The sequence below is a fragment of the Streptomyces chromofuscus genome (assembly GCF_015160875.1).
GTDB lineage: Bacteria > Actinomycetota > Actinomycetes > Streptomycetales > Streptomycetaceae > Streptomyces > Streptomyces chromofuscus.
The window spans coordinates 5022321-5038140 of the sequence record NZ_CP063374.1 but is presented as its reverse complement, the minus strand read 5'-3'; the positions used below and the strand labels follow the sequence as shown (position 1 = coordinate 5038140).

Below are 15820 nucleotides of genomic sequence, written 5' to 3'. Positions count from 1 at the left end.
GAAGCCGAAGCTGAAGCCGTGACCGTGGACGTGATCGTGGACGTGTTTCGTGTCCGTGGCCGTGGCCGTACGGACCGCGGCGCGATCACTTGCCGTAGTACGCGTTGTAGATCGAGATCGTCGACTTGTTGTTCTGCTTGTCGGTGATCTTCGCGTGGAACGAGATCGCCTTGCCCTTGGCCGGGTTCTTGATGGTGATCTTGCCGTTCTTGACGGTGATCTTCTTCCAGGTCTGGCCGTAGTCGTACGACACCCACACGCCCAGCGACTTGAGGTTGCTGCCCCTGGCCGAGCCCTCGACGGTGACCGGGAAGGTGGCCGTGCGGCCGGCCGTGACGCGGCTGTCCAGGCTGGTCAGCGGGCTGAACCGGACGGTGGACGCGGGCAGCTTGGCCACGTCGGCGGTCGGCTTCTTGGAGCGGAACGTCCAGCTCGCGTCGATCCGCGTGGAGGCCGCCGCGACGTTGGCGCTGCGCTTCACCGAGGTGGTCAGGCGGTACTCGGCGTCGCCGGACGGGACCCTGAACGACTTCTCGCCGAACAGCGGGTCGTCGTGGGAGCCGACCTTGACGCCGTTGCGGTACAGCGTGGTGTTCACCGAGGTGAACAGCGACGAGCCCGCGTGCCGGGAGCCGTCGGCGAACAGTGGCAGATAGCCGTAGATGTCGTTGCCCTCGCGGTACAGGCCGAACTCGGTGTTCAGGGTCGGGCCGAAGACCGCCTTGTTGAAGGTCTGCGTGTACGACGTGCCGGCCCTGAAGGTCCGCGGGTCGCCGAGCGTGTAGTACGCCTCCGGGATCGGGTTGCCCTGGGCGTCCTTGCCGCCCCACTGTTCGAAGTCGAGCGACCACTGGATGCCCTGGGCCGTCGACAGGTACAGCGTGCGGCTGCCGGGCAGCTTCTGCTCGACGGGCTCACCGAGGTAGAAGTCGCTGGGGAAGATGCCGACGGCGACCAGCGCGCCGGTCTTGCCGGCGGCGGCCCCCAGGTTGCCCTTCAGCGTGGCCAGTTCGCTCTTGCTGAACCGCCGGACCTTGTCGCCCACGATCTTCTTGACGTCGGCGGTGGTTGCCACGTCGTACTCGGTGGACGCGCCCTTCGTCCACTGGCCGCCCCAGGTCTGGGTGAGGCCGCTCGCGATCTCGCCGCCCAGGTGGGCCATGCGCAGGTCGGCGAAGGAGGCGGCGCCGAAGCCGAAGCCGATACCGGCGCTGTTCAGGAAGTAGCTGATCATCGCCGACCGCGGCTTGGCGGTGGTGTCCGGGACCGTGATGGTCGCGCTCTTGGTCTTCCGGGCGTCGATCGTCACCGAGGTGTTCCTGGTGACGGTCAGCTGCGGCTGGACCAGCCAGTCGAGGCCGCCCTCCAGGGTGACGAAGTCCTTGGCGATCCAGGCGTCCAGCAGGTAGGTGCCCTTGGGCACGCGCACGGTGGTGGTGCCGGACGCGGCGACCGGAACCTGGTAGCCGCGGCCGTCGCCCAGGCCCGAGTAGCCGAGCAGCGCGGTGTTGTAGTCGTCCGTGCCCTGCCCGTCCCGGCCGATGTGCTTGACGGTGACGTCGTACGACTCCACCTCACGCTGCACGGCGGCGGCCGTGCGGACGCTCTGCCCGCCGCCCGTCGCGGTCACGTACGCGGAGTACGCGCCGTCGACGGTGCCGCCGAGCTTGGTGTTGACGGTCATGCCGACGGAGGCCTTGCCGCCCGCGGGGACGGTCACCCGGGTCGCGCCGAGCGTGAAGAAGCCCGCCGGGGCCGCCAGGCCCTTGGGGTTGGTGGCGGTGGCCTTCAGGTCCAGCGTGACGTCGGTGGTGCCCAGGTTGCGGTACGTCAGCTGCTTGGTGACCGGGGTGTCGTCGGTGTGCGGCCACTGCTGGACGCCGAAGCTCACGGACACCGGGTCGGCGATCACCGTCTGCTGGATGGCCCTGTCGACCTGGATGCGGCCCGAGCCCTGCTGGAACGGCGTGTACGCGCCACCCTTGGTGGACGCGGTCAGCGCGCCCTTGATCTCGGCGTACGTCCAGTCCGGGTGCTGCTGCTTGAGGATCGCCGCGGCGCCCGCGACATGCGGCGTCGCCATCGACGTACCGGAGATGGTCAGGTAGCCGGCCGGGTTCTCGCCGACCTCCTGCGCGATGGCGCTGCCCTTGGCGGCGGCCGCGGTGATGTCCACGCCGGGGGCGGTGACGTCCGGCTTGATGGCGCCGTCGCCGACGCGCGGGCCGGTGCTGGAGAAGCCGGCCAGCTTGTCCGCGTCGTCCACGGCGCCGACGGTGAGCGCGGCCTCCGCGCTGCCCGGCGAACCGATCGACTCGGGGCCGGAGTTGCCGGCCGCGATGGCGAAGAGGATGCCCTTGTCGGCGGAGAGCCGGTTGACGGCGGCCTCCAGGGGGTCGACCTCCGGGGTGTCCATGCCGCCGAGGCTGAGGTTGACGACGTCGGCGCCCTGCTCGGCCGCCCACTCCATGCCGGCCAGGATCCCGGAGTCGTCGCCGAAGCCGCTGTCGTCGAGGACCTTGCCGTTGAGGATCTCGGCGCCGGGCGCCACGCCCTTGTACTTGGCGCCCTTGCCGGCCGCGATGGAGGCGACGTGCGTGCCGTGGCCCTGCTTGTCGGTGGCGTCGGCCGCGGTGGTGAAGTTCTTCGACGCCGTCACCTGCGACGCGAGGTCCGGGTGGGTGGCGTCCACGCCGGTGTCCAGGACGGCGATCTTCACGCCCTTGCCGTCGTAACCGGCGGCCCAGGCCTTGGGGGCGCCGATCTGCGGCACGGACTTGTCGAGGGTGGCCCTGCGGACACCGTCGAGCCAGACGTGCGCGATGCCGGAGACGGTCTTGTCGCCGTTGGTGACCGCGTCCCACAGCTCGGGCGTGTCCTTGTGCGCGGTCTGCACGGCGTCCGCGTTCAGGGTCTTGAGGCTGCGGCGCAGGGTGCCCGCGTCGCGCACGTCGGCCTTCGCGGCGGTGGCGGCGCCCCGGTAGCCGACGATGACCTTCAGGCCGTTCTTCTGTGCCTTGCGGGACGCGGACCTGTTCAGCTCGGTGATGTCGAACAGCCGCTGGTCGAGCTTGCCGGTGGCGACCAGGCGGGCCGCGTCGGCGGGTATCACCAGGGTGTGGCCGTCGGCCTTGCGGATCTGGACCGGTATGTGTTCGCGGCCCTCGGCCCGGTCGAGGCCGACGACCCGTCCCTTGGCGTCCACGGAGACCCGGTCGCCGGTGATCAGGGTGATGCGGTGGTGGGACGTGAGCTTGGCAGGGCCGTTCGGGCCCTGTTCCGGCTTCGCGCTCGCCGGGCTGGTCAGGCCCGCGGCGAGGGCGACGGCGGCTGCGGTGGCCACCGCGGCGACGCCGGCTCTCTTCACTTGTGTGCGCAAAACTCCCCCTGGAGTTGAGGAACCGGGCGAATTCCCCGTTCACCCGGCCGGGGGTAGTTCCGCACACATGTGTGTGCACCCCCCGGAATCACGCAGTATGCCGGGGGGTGATCAGCTGCCTCAAGGAGCACTCCGTCACGAGTCGGCCATAAAGTTGGCCGACTCGTGCACAACGGTCGGCCACGGCGTCGCGCGGCGCTACGAGTTGGCGTTCTCCTTCACCGTGATCCGACCCGTGCGGATCGTCGCGACCCGCGGGGCCTTCTTCGCGATCGCGGAGTCGTGGGTCACCATGATGAAGGTGAGCCCGTGCTCCCTCCATGTGCGTTCGAGTACGTCCATGATCTCGTCGCGCATCGACTCGTCGAGATTTCCGGTGGGTTCGTCGGCCAGCAGCACCTTCGGCCGCTTCACCAGCGCCCGCGCGATGGCGACCCGCTGCTGCTGACCCCCCGACATCTCTCCGGGCAGATGCCCGAGCCGCTCACCGAGCCCGACCGACTTCAGTGCCTCGGCGGCCCGTTCACGCCGTTCGCCGGTCTTGACGCCGAGCGGTACGAGCGCTGTCTCGACGTTCTCCAGGGCGGTGAGCGTGGGGATGAGGTTGAAGCTCTGGAAGACGAAGCCGATGTTCTCGCTGCGCACCCGGGTCAGCCGGGCCTCGGGCAGGCGGGCCAGGTCGGTGCCGTCGAGGACGACTTCACCGGAGGTGGGCCGGTCGAGTCCGCCGAGCATCTGCAACAGCGTCGACTTGCCGCCGCCGGTGGGGCCCTGGATGACCAGCCGGTCGCCGTCGGCGACGGTGAGGTCGACGCCGTCCAGCGCGTGCACGGTGTCCTTGCCCCGGCTGTAGCGCTTGGTGACGCCTCTGAGTTCGTACATGGTGGTGCAACTCCTGGGATGCGTTGGGGTGCCGGCCGATGTGCCGGAGCGGCCGGGCGGGTTCGGTGGGGTGCGGTGCGGTGCGGCCGTGCCTCGATGGGCGCGGGGAGCCTCGCGACCCGCCGCGACGGGCGGGCCGGCGGCCGCCCGTCGCGGCGTTTCCCGTGGTGCGCTCGGCTACTCCACGCGCCGCAACGCGTCCGCCGGCCGCAGGCGCGACGCCCGCCAGCCGCCGAACGCGCCCGCGACGAGCCCACCGGTCACGGCGAGGCCGACCGCGAGGGCGATGGTCGTCACGCTGACGGGGGCGGTGAGGGCGACGTCGAGCGTGCGGGCCGCGGCCTGCCTGCCCGGGCCGCCGGCGAAGCCGCCACCGCCGCCGGGCCCGGTCGTCGCACCGCCGGTGCCGCCGAGTTCGGCCTGCAGGGTCGGGCTGATCGCGGTGACGACGTACGCCCCCGCCAGCCCCAGCGCGATGCCGAGCACGCCGCCGACCAGCCCGGTGACGACGGCCTCCCCGACCACCTGCCGGGTCACCCGCCCCGACCGCCAGCCCAGCGCCTTCAGGGTGCCGAACTCCCGCACCCGCCGGGACACCGCGGAGGACGTGAGCAGCCCGGCGACCAGGAACGCGGCGGCGAGCACCACGATCGACAGCCACTTGCCGACGCTGGTGGCGAGGTCGGAGGCGGTGGACAGGGAGCCGGAGACGGTGTCGGCGAGGTCGGCGGAGGTCGTCACGGTCGTACCGGAGATGTTGTTCTGGATGGCCGACTTGACGGCGTCGATCCGCTGGGAGTCGGTCGCCTTGACGTAGATCGTGGTGACCTTGTTCGCCGAGTCGCTCAGCGTCTGCGCCTGCTCGAGCGGGATGTAGAGGTTGGCCGCCGCGTCCCCGCTCTCCGGGGTGGCGATGCCGATGACCTCGTACTTGACGCCCTTGATGGTGACCGTGTCACCGACGGCGAGCTTCTTCTCCTTGGCGTAGGAGGCGTCGGCGACGACGACCTTCGCGTTGGTCTCGGAGGACGTGAAGGTACGGCCGCTGGTGATCTTCGAGGAGGTCAGCGGGCCGAGCTCGGGTTCGGTGACGTCGGTGCCGAAGACGGAGTAGGTGTTGACGTCGAAGTCCGCGCCGCCGCCCTTGACCGTACCGCCCTGCGGGATCACGATCTTGCCGCCGGGTCCCTGCCCCTGCTCCTGGATCTTGCCCCGCGTGAACTGGCCGCTGACCTTGACGACCTGGAGGCTCAGACCGCCGACGGCGTTCGAGACGCCGTCCTGCGCGGCGACCTTCGCGACGGTCGAGCTCGCCAGGGTCTCGAAACCCTGGACCAGCACGCGGTCGCTGCTCTGCTCCTCGTCGGAGCCGTCCTCCCGGGCGTCGAACCGGAAGCGCGGCCCCGCCGCCTGTCCCTCCTCCTGCGGGTCGGCGGCCTTGGTGACCGTCATGTCGGTGCCCAGGCCGTACAGCGACTGAAGGACCTTGTCCTGTGCCTTCCCCATGCCGGAGGACACGGAGTTGACGACGATGACCAGCGCGATGCCCAGCGCGAGGCCGGAGGCGACGACGAGGGCCGCCTTTCTGCGGCGGCGCAGTTCGCGCCTCAGGTAGGTGAAGAACATGCGCCGCAAGCTAGGGACGCACCGTGATGGCCGAATAAGGCGGAGATAAGAGAAGGATGAGAAGGAGCCGTTGAAACGGCGGCGGCCGGGAACGGCGGCAGAGAACGGCGGTGGCCGGGAACGGCGAAGGCCGCCCCGGGCGGGGCGGCCTTCGTCGGTGAGTGGGCGTCAGAGCGCGTGTGTCAGACGGCGGAACCGGCCTTCCACTGCTCCCAGCTCATGTTCCAGCCGTTCAGCCCGTTGTCCGGCGCGATGGTCTTGTCGCCGGTGTTCTGCACGACCACGACGTCACCGATGATCGAGTTGTTGTAGAACCACGCGCCCTCGGTGTTCGGGTCGTCGGCGCCCTTGGTGTCGTTCAGGCCGACGCAGCCGTGGCTGGTGTTGACGCTGCCGAAGATGGAGTCGGCGCCCCAGTAGTTGCCGTGGATGAAGGTGCCGGAGCTGGACAGCCGCATGGCGTGCGGGACGTCCTTGATGTCGTACTCGCCCTTGCCGTCGTCGTCGGTGAAGCCGACCGTCGCGCCGTTCATCCGGGTCTCCTTGAACTTCTCGGAGATCACCATCTGGCCCTGGTACGTCTTGTTCTCGGGCGAGCCGGCGGAGATCGGGATGGTCTTGACGACCTTGCCGTCCTGCGTGACCTTCATCTGCTTGGTCTCCGCGTCGACGTAGGAGACCTGGTTGCGGCCGATGGTGAAGGAGACCGTCTTCTGCTGGACGCCGTAGACGCCCTCGGCGCCCTCGACGCCGTCGAGCTCCAGCTTCAGCGTGACGGTGGAGCCTTCCTTCCAGTACTCCTCGGGGCGGCAGTCCAAGCGGTTGGCGTTGAACCAGTGGCAGACGACCTCCTGGCCGCTGCTGGTGGTGACGTCGATGCTCTTCTGGACCTCGGCCTTGTTGGTGATCGCCTTGTCGAAGTTGATCGAGACCGGCATGCCGACGCCGACGGTGGTGCCGTCGTCCGGCGTGAAGGTGCCTATGAAGCTGTTGTCCGGGGAGACCGTGGTGAAGGACGCGTTCTCGTGGGCCTCCAGGCCCTTGGAGTCCTTCGCCGTCACCGCGACCTTGTAGCGGGTGGAGCGCTCCAGCTGCACGCTGGGCTTCCAGCTGGTCTTGTCGGCCGAGATCTCGCCCTCGACGGCCGTCCCGTCCGCCGTCGTCATGGTCACCTCGGTGAGCGTCCCCTTGCTCACGGTGACGGTGGCGGAGTTGTTGATGGAGGCGTTGGTCGAGCCGTCCTTCGGCGTGATCCGGATCTGGGCCTCGGAGGTCTTCTGGGCCGCCGCCTCGTCGACCTTGGCCTGCGAGGTGTCGGTGCCGCCGTCGCTGCCGGCGGCCTCCTGACCGCTGGAGCACGCCGAGAGCACCAGAACACTTCCGAGCAGTGCGGACGCGACCGAAAGGCCCCTGCGCCGCTTACTGTTCGTCATCACACGCTTCTCCATCGTCGCCGCTTCCCCTGAACGCCAAGAGTCCCCGTAATGTTTCAACGCTACGACCGGTTCGTCCCGTTCCACATTCCCTCGATGTGTGGGGCACACCACGTCCGCCGGAGCGGTCGTGCATGGTGCGGGTGTCGGCCCGTGCGCCCCATGAGACGAAGGAACCCCGGACGGCGGTTGCCGCCCGGGGTCACAATTTCCCCAAGCCGCGTCAGCCGACCCGCTCTTCTTCTTCGTCGTCGTCCACATCATCGTCGTCGAGGTCCCAGTCCGGCGAGTCGGGGTCGTAGTCCACCTGCTCGCTGCTCCAGGAGGCCTGCTGGAGTTCGATCCCCGGCACCTCGCTGACCAGGTCGAACGGGTCCACGAGATACGCGAGTGCCTCCGCGGTGTCTTCCGTCACAGCGCTCTCGGCGTGTACCCGCTCCTCGGCCTGCATGTCGGCGTCCTCGGAGATCCGAAGCTGCGCGGCCCGGGTCAGCGCCTCGGCGTCGTCGACCTGGAGGACGAGTTCCACCCGAAGCCGTACAAAACCTGTTGTCTCTGGAGTGCTCATGCCCGGAGCGTACGGCCCGGGGCCCCCGCGACTTTCCCACGACCCGCGGCTTTCACTAGCATCGCCCCACACGGCCAATTCACCAGATTCGCAAGGGGATCGATATTCCGTGTCATCCGCTCGCCGTCCGCTGCTGACAGCCACCGCCGCGGGCACCCTGCTGGGGGCCCTGTGGTTCGTCCCCTCCGCGAACGCGACGGCGGACGGCCCGGCGAGAGAGGTCTCCACGGTGACGCAGACCACGCAGGCCGGGGTCACGACGACGAACACGGCCGCCACCGCCGCCTCGCTGAGCGACGGGACCCGGCTCGCGGACACCGGCAGTTTCGACAGCACGCCTTACGTCGTCGGCGGCGCCTTCTGTCTCACGCTGGGGGCCGGATTCGTGGTGTATTCCGTGCGCCGAGAGCGCCTCGGGCTCTGACCGAAGTTCACTTGACGTGTTCTTGACCCGGACTTCATAGTCCGGGTCATGAACAGATCATCGGGTGCGCGGCTGTGCGCCACGGTTGCCGTCGGCGCGCTGTCGCTCGCCCTTGTCACGGGATGCGCGCAGAGCGGTCCGGACGACTCCGAGGGGTCCGGCTCGGCCTCGACCGCCCCGGCCGCGTCGGCCGCTCCGGCCGCGAAGGCCCGCGGCGCGGCCGAGTTGAAGAAGCTGATCATCGCTCAGGGCGATGTCGAGGGGTACGAGGTCGAGGCGGACGACAGCCGGCTTCCGGGTTCCAAGGACGAGGTCCAGGTCGACAAGGCGGAGTGCGAGCCGCTCGCCCACGTGATGAGCGGTCTGGCGCCCGGCGAGTCGGCCGGGGAAGCCCGCACCGTGGCGACCGAGCAGAAGTCGCCCAGCGACACGGCCTCCGCGTCCGTGGGGGAGCTGAGTGAGGGCGAGTTCGAGGACGCCTTCACCGACGCGCTGAGCATCGACATGACCGTCGTCGGACTCTCCTCCTACGACGGTGACGGCACCGCGAGGACCTTCGACTCCGTCTCCGACGCGATCGCCGGCTGCGCCGGTGGCTTCACGCTCACCGCCCAGGGCGCCGACCAGAAGATCACCAAGGTCGCCACGGAGAAGGCCTCCGGCACCGGTGACGAGTCGGTGGCGTTCTCCGCGACCGTCGCCATGGAGGACCAGGAGGCGCCGGGCACCGTGCACGGTGAGGTGGTGCGGCACGGCGGCACGCTCGCGACGTACTACACGATCAACATGGGCGCGCTGATCAGCGGCGAAGCGTACGACATCCCAGCCGCGGTGATCGACGCGCAGGCGGCCGGGCTGAAGTAGCCGCCCGCGGGGCCCCGGCCGTCGTGCGCCGGGGCCCCGCCGTCTCGCGCGGCCCGTCAGAGCAGCGGCCCGGTGACCGTCTCCACCGCGGCCAGCAGCCTCCCGTCACGCACGAACGCGTCGGCCGCGGCCAGGTCGGGGGCGAGGAAACGATCCGGCCCGGGTCCGGCCACCCCGGCGGCCCGTGCGGCGTCGATGACGGCCCGTGTGGCGGGGGCCGGGGTCAGCCCCTCGCGCAGCTCGACGGCGCGCGTGGCGGCGTACAGCTCGATCGCGACCACCCGGGTGAGGTTGTCGACGGCCGTGCGCAGCTTGCGCGCCGCCGACCAGCCCATCGACACGTGGTCCTCCTGCATCGCGGAGGACGGGATGGAGTCCGCGGACGCCGGTACGGCGAGCCGCTTCATCTCGCTCACCAGGGCGGCCTGCGTGTACTGGGCGATCATCAGCCCGCTGTCCACCCCGGCGTCGTCGGCGAGGAACGGCGGCAGCCCGTGGCTGCGGTTCTTGTCCAGCAGCCGGTCGGTGCGCCGCTCGGCGATGGAGGCGAGGTCGGCGACGGCGATCGCCAGGAAGTCGAGCACGTAGGCGACCGGGGCGCCGTGGAAGTTGCCGTTGGACTCCACCCGTCCGTCGGGCAGGACGACGGGATTGTCGACGGCGGAGGCGAGTTCGCGCTCGGCGACCAGGCGGGCGTGGGCGACGGTGTCGCGTCCGGCGCCGGCGACCTGGGGGGCACAGCGGACGGAGTAGGCGTCCTGGACACGGGGCGCGTCGTCCTGGTGATGGCCCGTCAGCCCGGAACCCTTCAGCACGGCCAGCATGTTCGCGGCGCTGGCGGCCTGGCCGGGGTGCGGGCGGATGGCGTGCAGCTCGGGGGCGAGGACCTTCTCGGTGCCGAGCAGGGCTTCCAGCGACAGGGCCGCGGTGACGTCGGCGGACTTGTAGAGGGTGTCGAGGTCGGCGAGCGCCATGAGCAGCATGCCGAGCATGCCGTCGGTGCCGTTGAGGAGGGCGAGGCCCTCCTTCTCGCGCAGCTCGACGGGCTCGATGCCGTGCGCGGCGAGCAGTTCGGCGGCGGGGCGCACGACACCGTCCGGTCCCTCGGCGTCGCCTTCGCCCATCAGGGTGAGGGCGCAGTGGGACAGCGGCGCGAGGTCGCCGGAGCAGCCGAGGGAGCCGTATTCGTGCACGACCGGGGTGATGCCGGCGTTCAGCACGTCGGCCATGGTCTGCGCGACCTCGGGGCGCACACCGGTGTGCCCGGAGCAGACGGTCTTCAGCCGCAGGAACATCAGCGCCCGCACGACCTCCCGCTCGACCCTCGGTCCCATGCCGGCGGCGTGCGAGCGGACGATGTTGCGCTGGAGCCGGGTGCGCAGTTCCTGGCCGATGTGCCGGGTCGCGAGGGCGCCGAAGCCGGTGGAGACGCCGTAGACGGGGTCGGGCTTGGCCGCCAGGGCGTCCACGATCTCGCGGGCCGCGGTGAGGGCGGCCACCGCCTCGCCGGAGAGCTCGACGCGGGCGCCGGCGCGCGCCACGGCGAGGACGTCGGACGCGGTGACACCGGACGTCCCCACCACCACAGTGTGCATATCCATATTCAGGAGCGTACGCAGTGAATCTGAAGATGTCACGAGTGGGGGCGGGATGTGACCCTTACCCGCTCGGGGAGGGCGGGGAGCCCGAGCGGCGGCCTCGCTTCCGGTGGCGGGCGTCGTCGGGGTGACGTGGCTCAGCGGCGGCCGCGGAAGGTGCGGCGGTCGGCGGTGGGGCCCTCGGGGGGTGCGTCGGCGAGGCGTACGACGGGGTCGTCGGGCCCCTGACGGCCGGCCACGACGGCCTTGGCGGCGCGGACGCCCTTGGCCTGGTACTGGGCGGCGTCCGCGAGCCGGAACAGGCGGCGGGCGGAGCGGACCGCTCCGATCGGGTCCTCGGTGGACGCGACGCCGCAGGCGACCCCGTCGCCCAGTTCCAGTTCGGCGGCGCGGTGGCAGAGTTCGTCGGCGACCTTGACGACGTCGTCGGCGGGCGGACCGACGGCGAGCAGGCAGAACTCGTCGCCGCCGAGGCGGGCGGCGAGGGTGCCGGGCAGCATGGCGCCGCAGAGCGAGAGCACGGAACCGAACCGTTCCAGGAGCCGGTCGCCGACGGCGTGCCCACGGGTGTCGTTGACGCGCTTGAGGCCGTTGAGATCGCAGACGACCAGGCTCACCACCACCCCGTCCCTGCGGTGCCGCTCGATGGCCTCGTCCAGGTGCGCGTCCACGGCACGCCGGTTGGCCAGGCCGGTGAGGGAGTCGGTGAAGGCGAGCCGCCGGGCCTCCTCCAGCCGCTCGGTCTGCGCGATCCCGGCGGCGACGACGGCGGCCAGGACGGTGGCGAAGTCGGCGTCGGCCCGGTCGAAGACAGGGGCGCCGAGGGGCCGGGCCACATACAGCTCGCCCCAGGCCCGGCCGTGCAGCACGACCGGCGCGACCACGCAGCACCCCCGCCCCCTGCGCCGCAGTGCGGCGACCCGCTGGTGGCAGAAGCCGGCGCGCCCGCCGGTGGGTCCCCCGGCGGTCTCGACCCAGGCGTCGGGCTCACCGCCACCCGCCCACTGCTCGTGCAGGAACTCGGTGATCTCGGCGAACTGGTGCACCGGATACGCCTCGTCCTCCGGGAACTCCTCCTCGTCGTCCGCCCGCTCCCCCACGTTGACGAGCACCCGCAGCCGCCCGAGGTCCCGCTCCCACACCGACAGCGCGGCGAAGCTCCCGTCCAGCGCCCGGCACGCCCCGAGCGCGGCGGCCCGCCACGACTCGCGCACCGACTGCGCCGCGGCCATGCCCTGCGCCAGCGCCACCACGGCCGCGAGCCGGTTGTCCTCACCCATCACTCCAGGCTAGGGAGATTCGGGGCGAATGGGGATGTTTGAGGGGCGGTGGGGTGAGCGGATCATGCGGCGAGAGCCACGGCGTTCTTCGACAAGCCGCGCCCCCGTCCCCCGCTCACTCCCCCGGCCACTGCGGCTTGCGCTTCTCGTTGAAGGCCGCGACGCCCTCCGCCCGGTCCCCCGAGAACGCCACCGAGCGCCACGCCGCGTCCTCCACCTCCAGGCCGGCCCGCAGGTCCAGTCCGTGCCCCAGCCGCAGGGCCCGCTTCGCCGCGCGCAGGCCGACCGGCGAGTTGGCGGCGATACGGGACCCGAGCGCCAGCGCCTCCTCCCGGTCCCGGCCGTCCTCGACCAGTACGTCCACCAGGCCCAGCTGCCGCGCCTCGGCCGCCTCGACCCGCCGTGCGCTGAAGATCAGCTCGGCCGCGCGGGCCGCCCCCACCCGCCGGGGCAGCAGCTGCGTACCGCCTCCCCCTGGGATCACCCCCACGGACACCTCCGGCAGCCCCACCACGGCCGTACCGTCGGCCACGATCACGTCGCACGACAGCGCCAGCTCGAAGCCGCCGCCGAGCGCGAAGCCGTGGACCGCCGCGACGGTCGGCACCGGCAGGTCCAGTACGCCGGTGTACGCCCCCCGCGCCACCGGCCGCTGCCGCACCAGCTCGGCGTCGCTGAGCGAGTTGCGCTCCTTCAGGTCGGCGCCCACACAGAACGCCCGTTCGTGCGTCGACGTCAGCACGACCACCCGTACGTCGCGGTCCGCCCCCAGCGCGGCGCAGGCCCCGGCGATCGACCGGGCCATCTCCGTCGACACGGCGTTCATGGCCTTGGGCCGGTCGAGGGCCAGCTCCGCGACATGCCCGTCCTCGTGCCGCCGCACCAGCACGAACTCCCCGAACCGCTCCTCGCTCATGACACCCTCCCGGTTAACGCGGGTTAACAACACTCGCCACGATCATCCCAGCCGCGCCCCTCCGGGGGAAGGCCGGGCCTGCGCGCGTCCCGGTTCCCGAGTCACCCCCCGACACCCCGTTCGAGTGACATCGCGCCCGACTCCCTCCCCGTGCCCCGGGGGAGCGCATAGCGTGCGCACCGCGACGGCGCACCGGGGGGGGCGTGAGCGCATTGGGGAGGGACCGCCATGAGGACCGACACGTCGACGGGCAGCCCGTCGAAGAACGGCCGGAGGAACGGCCGCAGCAACGACAGCGGACACGACGGCACGAGCGGGCGCACGACAGCGCCCACGGACGCGAAGGGCCGCACCGACACCACCGCGCCGACGGCGCCCCGACCGCCCCAGGCGGCCACGACCGGGCCCGCGCCCCAGCCGAAGGGCACGACACCCCTGCGTGAGCAGCGTCCGCAGGGCTCGACGCCAGACGCACGCGGAGCCCGGCCCCAGAACACCAAGGCACCCGGACGTACGGCCCAGGGCACCACGACGGCCGGGCACACCACACCCCGGCCCCAGGGCGCGGCGGCAGAGGCACGTAAGCCCGAGCCCCAGCCCCGGCCGACCACGGCAACCGGGGACGCACCCCGGCCCCAAGACGCCACGAAGGCCGGACCCGCACCCCGGCCTCAAGGCGCAAAGGCCGGGCCCGCGCACGAGCCCCAGCCCCAGCCCCAGCCCCAGCCCCAGCCCCAGCCCCAGCCCCAGCCCCAGCCCACAACGACAGCCGGAGGCGCACCCCGGCCCCAAGACGCCACGAAGGCCGGACCCGCACCCCAGCCCCAAGGCGCCAAGGCCGGACCCGCACCCCGGCCCCAAGACGCCAAGGCCGGACCCGCACCCCGGCCCCAAGACGCCAAGGCCGGGCCCGCGCACGAGCCCCAGCCCCAGCCCCAGCCCACGACGGCGGCCGGAGACGCACCCCGGTCCAAGAGCCCGACAGCGTCCGCACGCGGCGTTCAGCCGCAGGTCAGGGCTGCGGCGGTTGGGGGTCGTGGCCCGCAGGGGGTGGCCGTGGGCGGGCAGGGGGCCGTCAGCGCCTCCGCCTCCTCCGCGACACGCCCCCGGCCCGGCGCCGACCCGGAGGACACCCGCTCCTGGGCGCCGAGCGGGCGCGGCCGGCACCGTCGCCCCCGGCCCCGCAAGGTGCTCCTCGCCGCGGGCGGACTCGCCCTCGCCGCCGGGGTGCTGAGCCTCGTACGCCCGGTGTCGCCGGGGTCCGGGAACGGCGGGACCGCCGCCACGGCGGCACCCACCCCCGACGCCGCGGTCGGCAGCGAGGGGGCGACCGACACCTCCGCCACCGTCCCCACCGGCGCCGCCACGGCGGGCCCCTCCGCACCCGCTCCCCTGGGCAGCCCGGGCGCGCCCCGCGCGTACGGAACGCCGCACGCCACGCCGTCGTCCCCGGACACGACCTCGGGGCCGCGGGTCCACGCCCCGGCGACGGTCCCCGGCGGTTCCACGAGCGTGCCCGAGGCCCCGAACGTTCCGTCCGCCTCCGGCAGCACCGGCCACAGCGCCCCACCGCAGCAACCGCCCACGGCCGACCCGACGTCTTCGCCCACGCCCCCGCCCGCCACCCCGGGCCCACAGCCCGACGAACCCGGTATCTGCGTACCGGTCATCAACCTGTGCCTGGGCTCGCTGGGCGGGCGATGAGGAACACCTCGCACGCCGCCCCCGCTACGAGGCCCCGTCCCGCCGCGTGAGCAGCCAGGGCTCCACGACGCCCAGCCCACGCACCGGCCGCTGCCACATCGGCTGGAGCGCGAAGCGGTACGTCGGCGGCTCCTCGCCCTCCTTCTCGGCGGCGGCCGCGGCCTCGGCCGCCTCGGCCTCGGAGGCGGGCGCCTCCCCGCTGCGGATCAGCTCCTCGGCGAACGCGCTGTCGACCAGAACCGCGTCGCGCGGAGCTATCGACGTCAACCGGGACGCCAGGTTCACCGTCGTCCCGAACACATCACCCATGCGCGTGGTCACCGTGCCGAAGGCGATGCCCACCCGCAGCTCGGGCAGCGTCTCGTCGTTCGCCAGGGTCTCGATGAGCCGCAGCGCGATCTCCGCCGCGACGCCCGCGTCGTCCGCGGCGTACAGCACCTCGTCGCCCAGCGTCTTGATCAGCCGCCCGCCCCGCGCGGCCACCAGGTCGGCCGCCGTGGTCTCGAAGGCCTCGACGAGTTCGCCGAGTTCCTCCTCCTCCAGGCGGCGGGTCAGACGGGTGAAGCCGACCAGGTCCGCGAAGCCGACGGCCAGACGCCGGTCGACCATCTCCTCGTCGTCGCCGGCCTGCACGACCCGGCCGGCCGAGGCGGCGAGCTGGCGCCGCCAGACGTACACGAGGAACTCCTCCAGTTCCGGCAGGAGCAGTTCGATGATCGGATAGGTCACCTCGGTGCGGGTCATGCCGGGCTCGGGGGGCTCGGTCAGGCCCTCCAGGAAGGAGTCCATCTGCCACTCGGCCAGCCGGGCCGTGGTCTGCCCGGTCGACCGGGCCACCTGCACGGCCATCGCCTCGCTGAGCAGCCCCGCCTCGACCAGACCGGCCAGGCGCCGCAGCGCCAGGACGTCCGCCTCCGTCAGCGCCCTGGCCTGGCCGATGTCGGCGAAGCCCATGGCCCGCCAGAAACGGGAGGCCAGCTCCATGGAGACCCCGGCGCTGCGGGCCGCCTGGAACGGCGTGTAGCGCCGCTCGGCGCCCAGGATGAGCTGTTCGATCCGCAGGGCGAGCGGGTCCTCGCCGGAGTCGGCGCCCTGCGGGTCCGTACCGGAGCCCGTGTCGTCGACGGTCACGCCTGCTGCCCTTCC

Annotated in this window: 12 protein-coding genes; 3 read left to right on the top strand and 9 right to left on the bottom strand. The window is 72.0% G+C overall.

What is annotated here, in order from left to right; translation table 11 throughout:
- Positions 1-85: 85 nt before the first annotated feature.
- From IPT68_RS22810 to IPT68_RS22790, 5 genes are all read right to left on the bottom strand, one after another.
- Positions 86-3367 (bottom strand): S8 family peptidase, encoded by a 3282-nt coding sequence (locus tag IPT68_RS22810; RefSeq protein ID WP_228039815.1) that lies wholly within the window; start codon positions 3365-3367, stop codon positions 86-88.
- 210 nt (positions 3368-3577) lie between these two features.
- On the bottom strand, positions 3578-4261 hold the full coding sequence (locus IPT68_RS22805) for an ABC transporter ATP-binding protein (protein ID WP_189696230.1): 684 nt from the start codon (positions 4259-4261) through the stop codon (positions 3578-3580).
- A gap of 177 nt (positions 4262-4438) precedes the next feature.
- Positions 4439-5887: an ABC transporter permease gene (locus tag IPT68_RS22800; protein ID WP_189696229.1), complete on the bottom strand. Its 1449-nt coding sequence runs from the start codon at positions 5885-5887 to the stop codon at positions 4439-4441.
- 182 nt (positions 5888-6069) lie between these two features.
- The gene (locus IPT68_RS22795; protein WP_189696228.1) at positions 6070-7320 is read right to left on the bottom strand and encodes a L,D-transpeptidase; all 1251 of its coding nucleotides are present in this window, start codon (positions 7318-7320) and stop codon (positions 6070-6072) included.
- A 223-nt stretch (positions 7321-7543) separates the two neighbouring features.
- On the bottom strand, positions 7544-7888 hold the full coding sequence (locus IPT68_RS22790) for a hypothetical protein (RefSeq protein ID WP_228039814.1): 345 nt from the start codon (positions 7886-7888) through the stop codon (positions 7544-7546).
- Positions 7889-7997: 109 nt separating this feature from the next.
- Here IPT68_RS22790 and IPT68_RS22785 point away from each other — a divergent pair, with 109 nt between their 5' ends.
- Together IPT68_RS22785 and IPT68_RS22780 are read left to right on the top strand one after the other, a co-directional pair.
- Entirely contained in the window at positions 7998-8312 is a 315-nt protein-coding gene (locus IPT68_RS22785) for a hypothetical protein (RefSeq protein WP_189696226.1), read from the top strand.
- A gap of 48 nt (positions 8313-8360) precedes the next feature.
- Positions 8361-9176, top strand: coding sequence for a hypothetical protein (locus tag IPT68_RS22780; protein ID WP_189696225.1), 816 nt, complete (start codon positions 8361-8363; stop codon positions 9174-9176).
- 56 nt (positions 9177-9232) lie between these two features.
- Here IPT68_RS22780 and hutH read toward each other — a convergent pair whose 3' ends face one another.
- The 3 genes from hutH to IPT68_RS22765 all read right to left on the bottom strand — a co-directional run bounded on the left by hutH (position 9233) and on the right by IPT68_RS22765 (position 12970).
- On the bottom strand, positions 9233-10771 hold the full coding sequence (gene hutH, locus IPT68_RS22775; RefSeq protein WP_189696666.1) for a histidine ammonia-lyase: 1539 nt from the start codon (positions 10769-10771) through the stop codon (positions 9233-9235).
- A gap of 140 nt (positions 10772-10911) precedes the next feature.
- A complete protein-coding gene (locus IPT68_RS22770) occupies positions 10912-12054 on the bottom strand; it encodes a GGDEF domain-containing protein (RefSeq protein ID WP_189696224.1) in 1143 nt (380 codons plus the stop codon).
- A gap of 115 nt (positions 12055-12169) precedes the next feature.
- On the bottom strand, positions 12170-12970 hold the full coding sequence (locus IPT68_RS22765) for an enoyl-CoA hydratase/isomerase family protein (protein WP_189696223.1): 801 nt from the start codon (positions 12968-12970) through the stop codon (positions 12170-12172).
- A gap of 1056 nt (positions 12971-14026) precedes the next feature.
- Between IPT68_RS22765 and IPT68_RS22760 the strand changes: the two genes are divergently transcribed.
- The gene (locus IPT68_RS22760; RefSeq protein WP_189696222.1) at positions 14027-14674 is read left to right on the top strand and encodes a hypothetical protein; all 648 of its coding nucleotides are present in this window, start codon (positions 14027-14029) and stop codon (positions 14672-14674) included.
- Positions 14675-14698: 24 nt separating this feature from the next.
- On the opposite strand, the gene IPT68_RS22755 is transcribed toward IPT68_RS22760, so the two are convergent.
- A complete protein-coding gene (locus IPT68_RS22755) occupies positions 14699-15805 on the bottom strand; it encodes an adenylate/guanylate cyclase domain-containing protein (RefSeq protein ID WP_189696221.1) in 1107 nt (368 codons plus the stop codon).
- Between the last annotated feature and the right edge of the window lie 15 nt (positions 15806-15820).

Coding starts and splice junctions, on each gene's coding strand:
- IPT68_RS22805 (WP_189696230.1), bottom strand. CDS start 4,261: ATGTACGAACTCAGAGGCGTCACCAAGCGCTACAGCCGGGGCAAGGAC.
- IPT68_RS22800 (WP_189696229.1), bottom strand. CDS start 5,887: ATGTTCTTCACCTACCTGAGGCGCGAACTGCGCCGCCGCAGAAAGGCG.
- IPT68_RS22795 (WP_189696228.1), bottom strand. CDS start 7,320: ATGACGAACAGTAAGCGGCGCAGGGGCCTTTCGGTCGCGTCCGCACTG.
- IPT68_RS22790 (WP_228039814.1), bottom strand. CDS start 7,888: ATGAGCACTCCAGAGACAACAGGTTTTGTACGGCTTCGGGTGGAACTC.
- IPT68_RS22780 (WP_189696225.1), top strand. CDS start 8,361: ATGAACAGATCATCGGGTGCGCGGCTGTGCGCCACGGTTGCCGTCGGC.
- hutH (WP_189696666.1), bottom strand. CDS start 10,771: ATGCACACTGTGGTGGTGGGGACGTCCGGTGTCACCGCGTCCGACGTC.
- IPT68_RS22770 (WP_189696224.1), bottom strand. CDS start 12,054: ATGGGTGAGGACAACCGGCTCGCGGCCGTGGTGGCGCTGGCGCAGGGC.
- IPT68_RS22765 (WP_189696223.1), bottom strand. CDS start 12,970: ATGAGCGAGGAGCGGTTCGGGGAGTTCGTGCTGGTGCGGCGGCACGAG.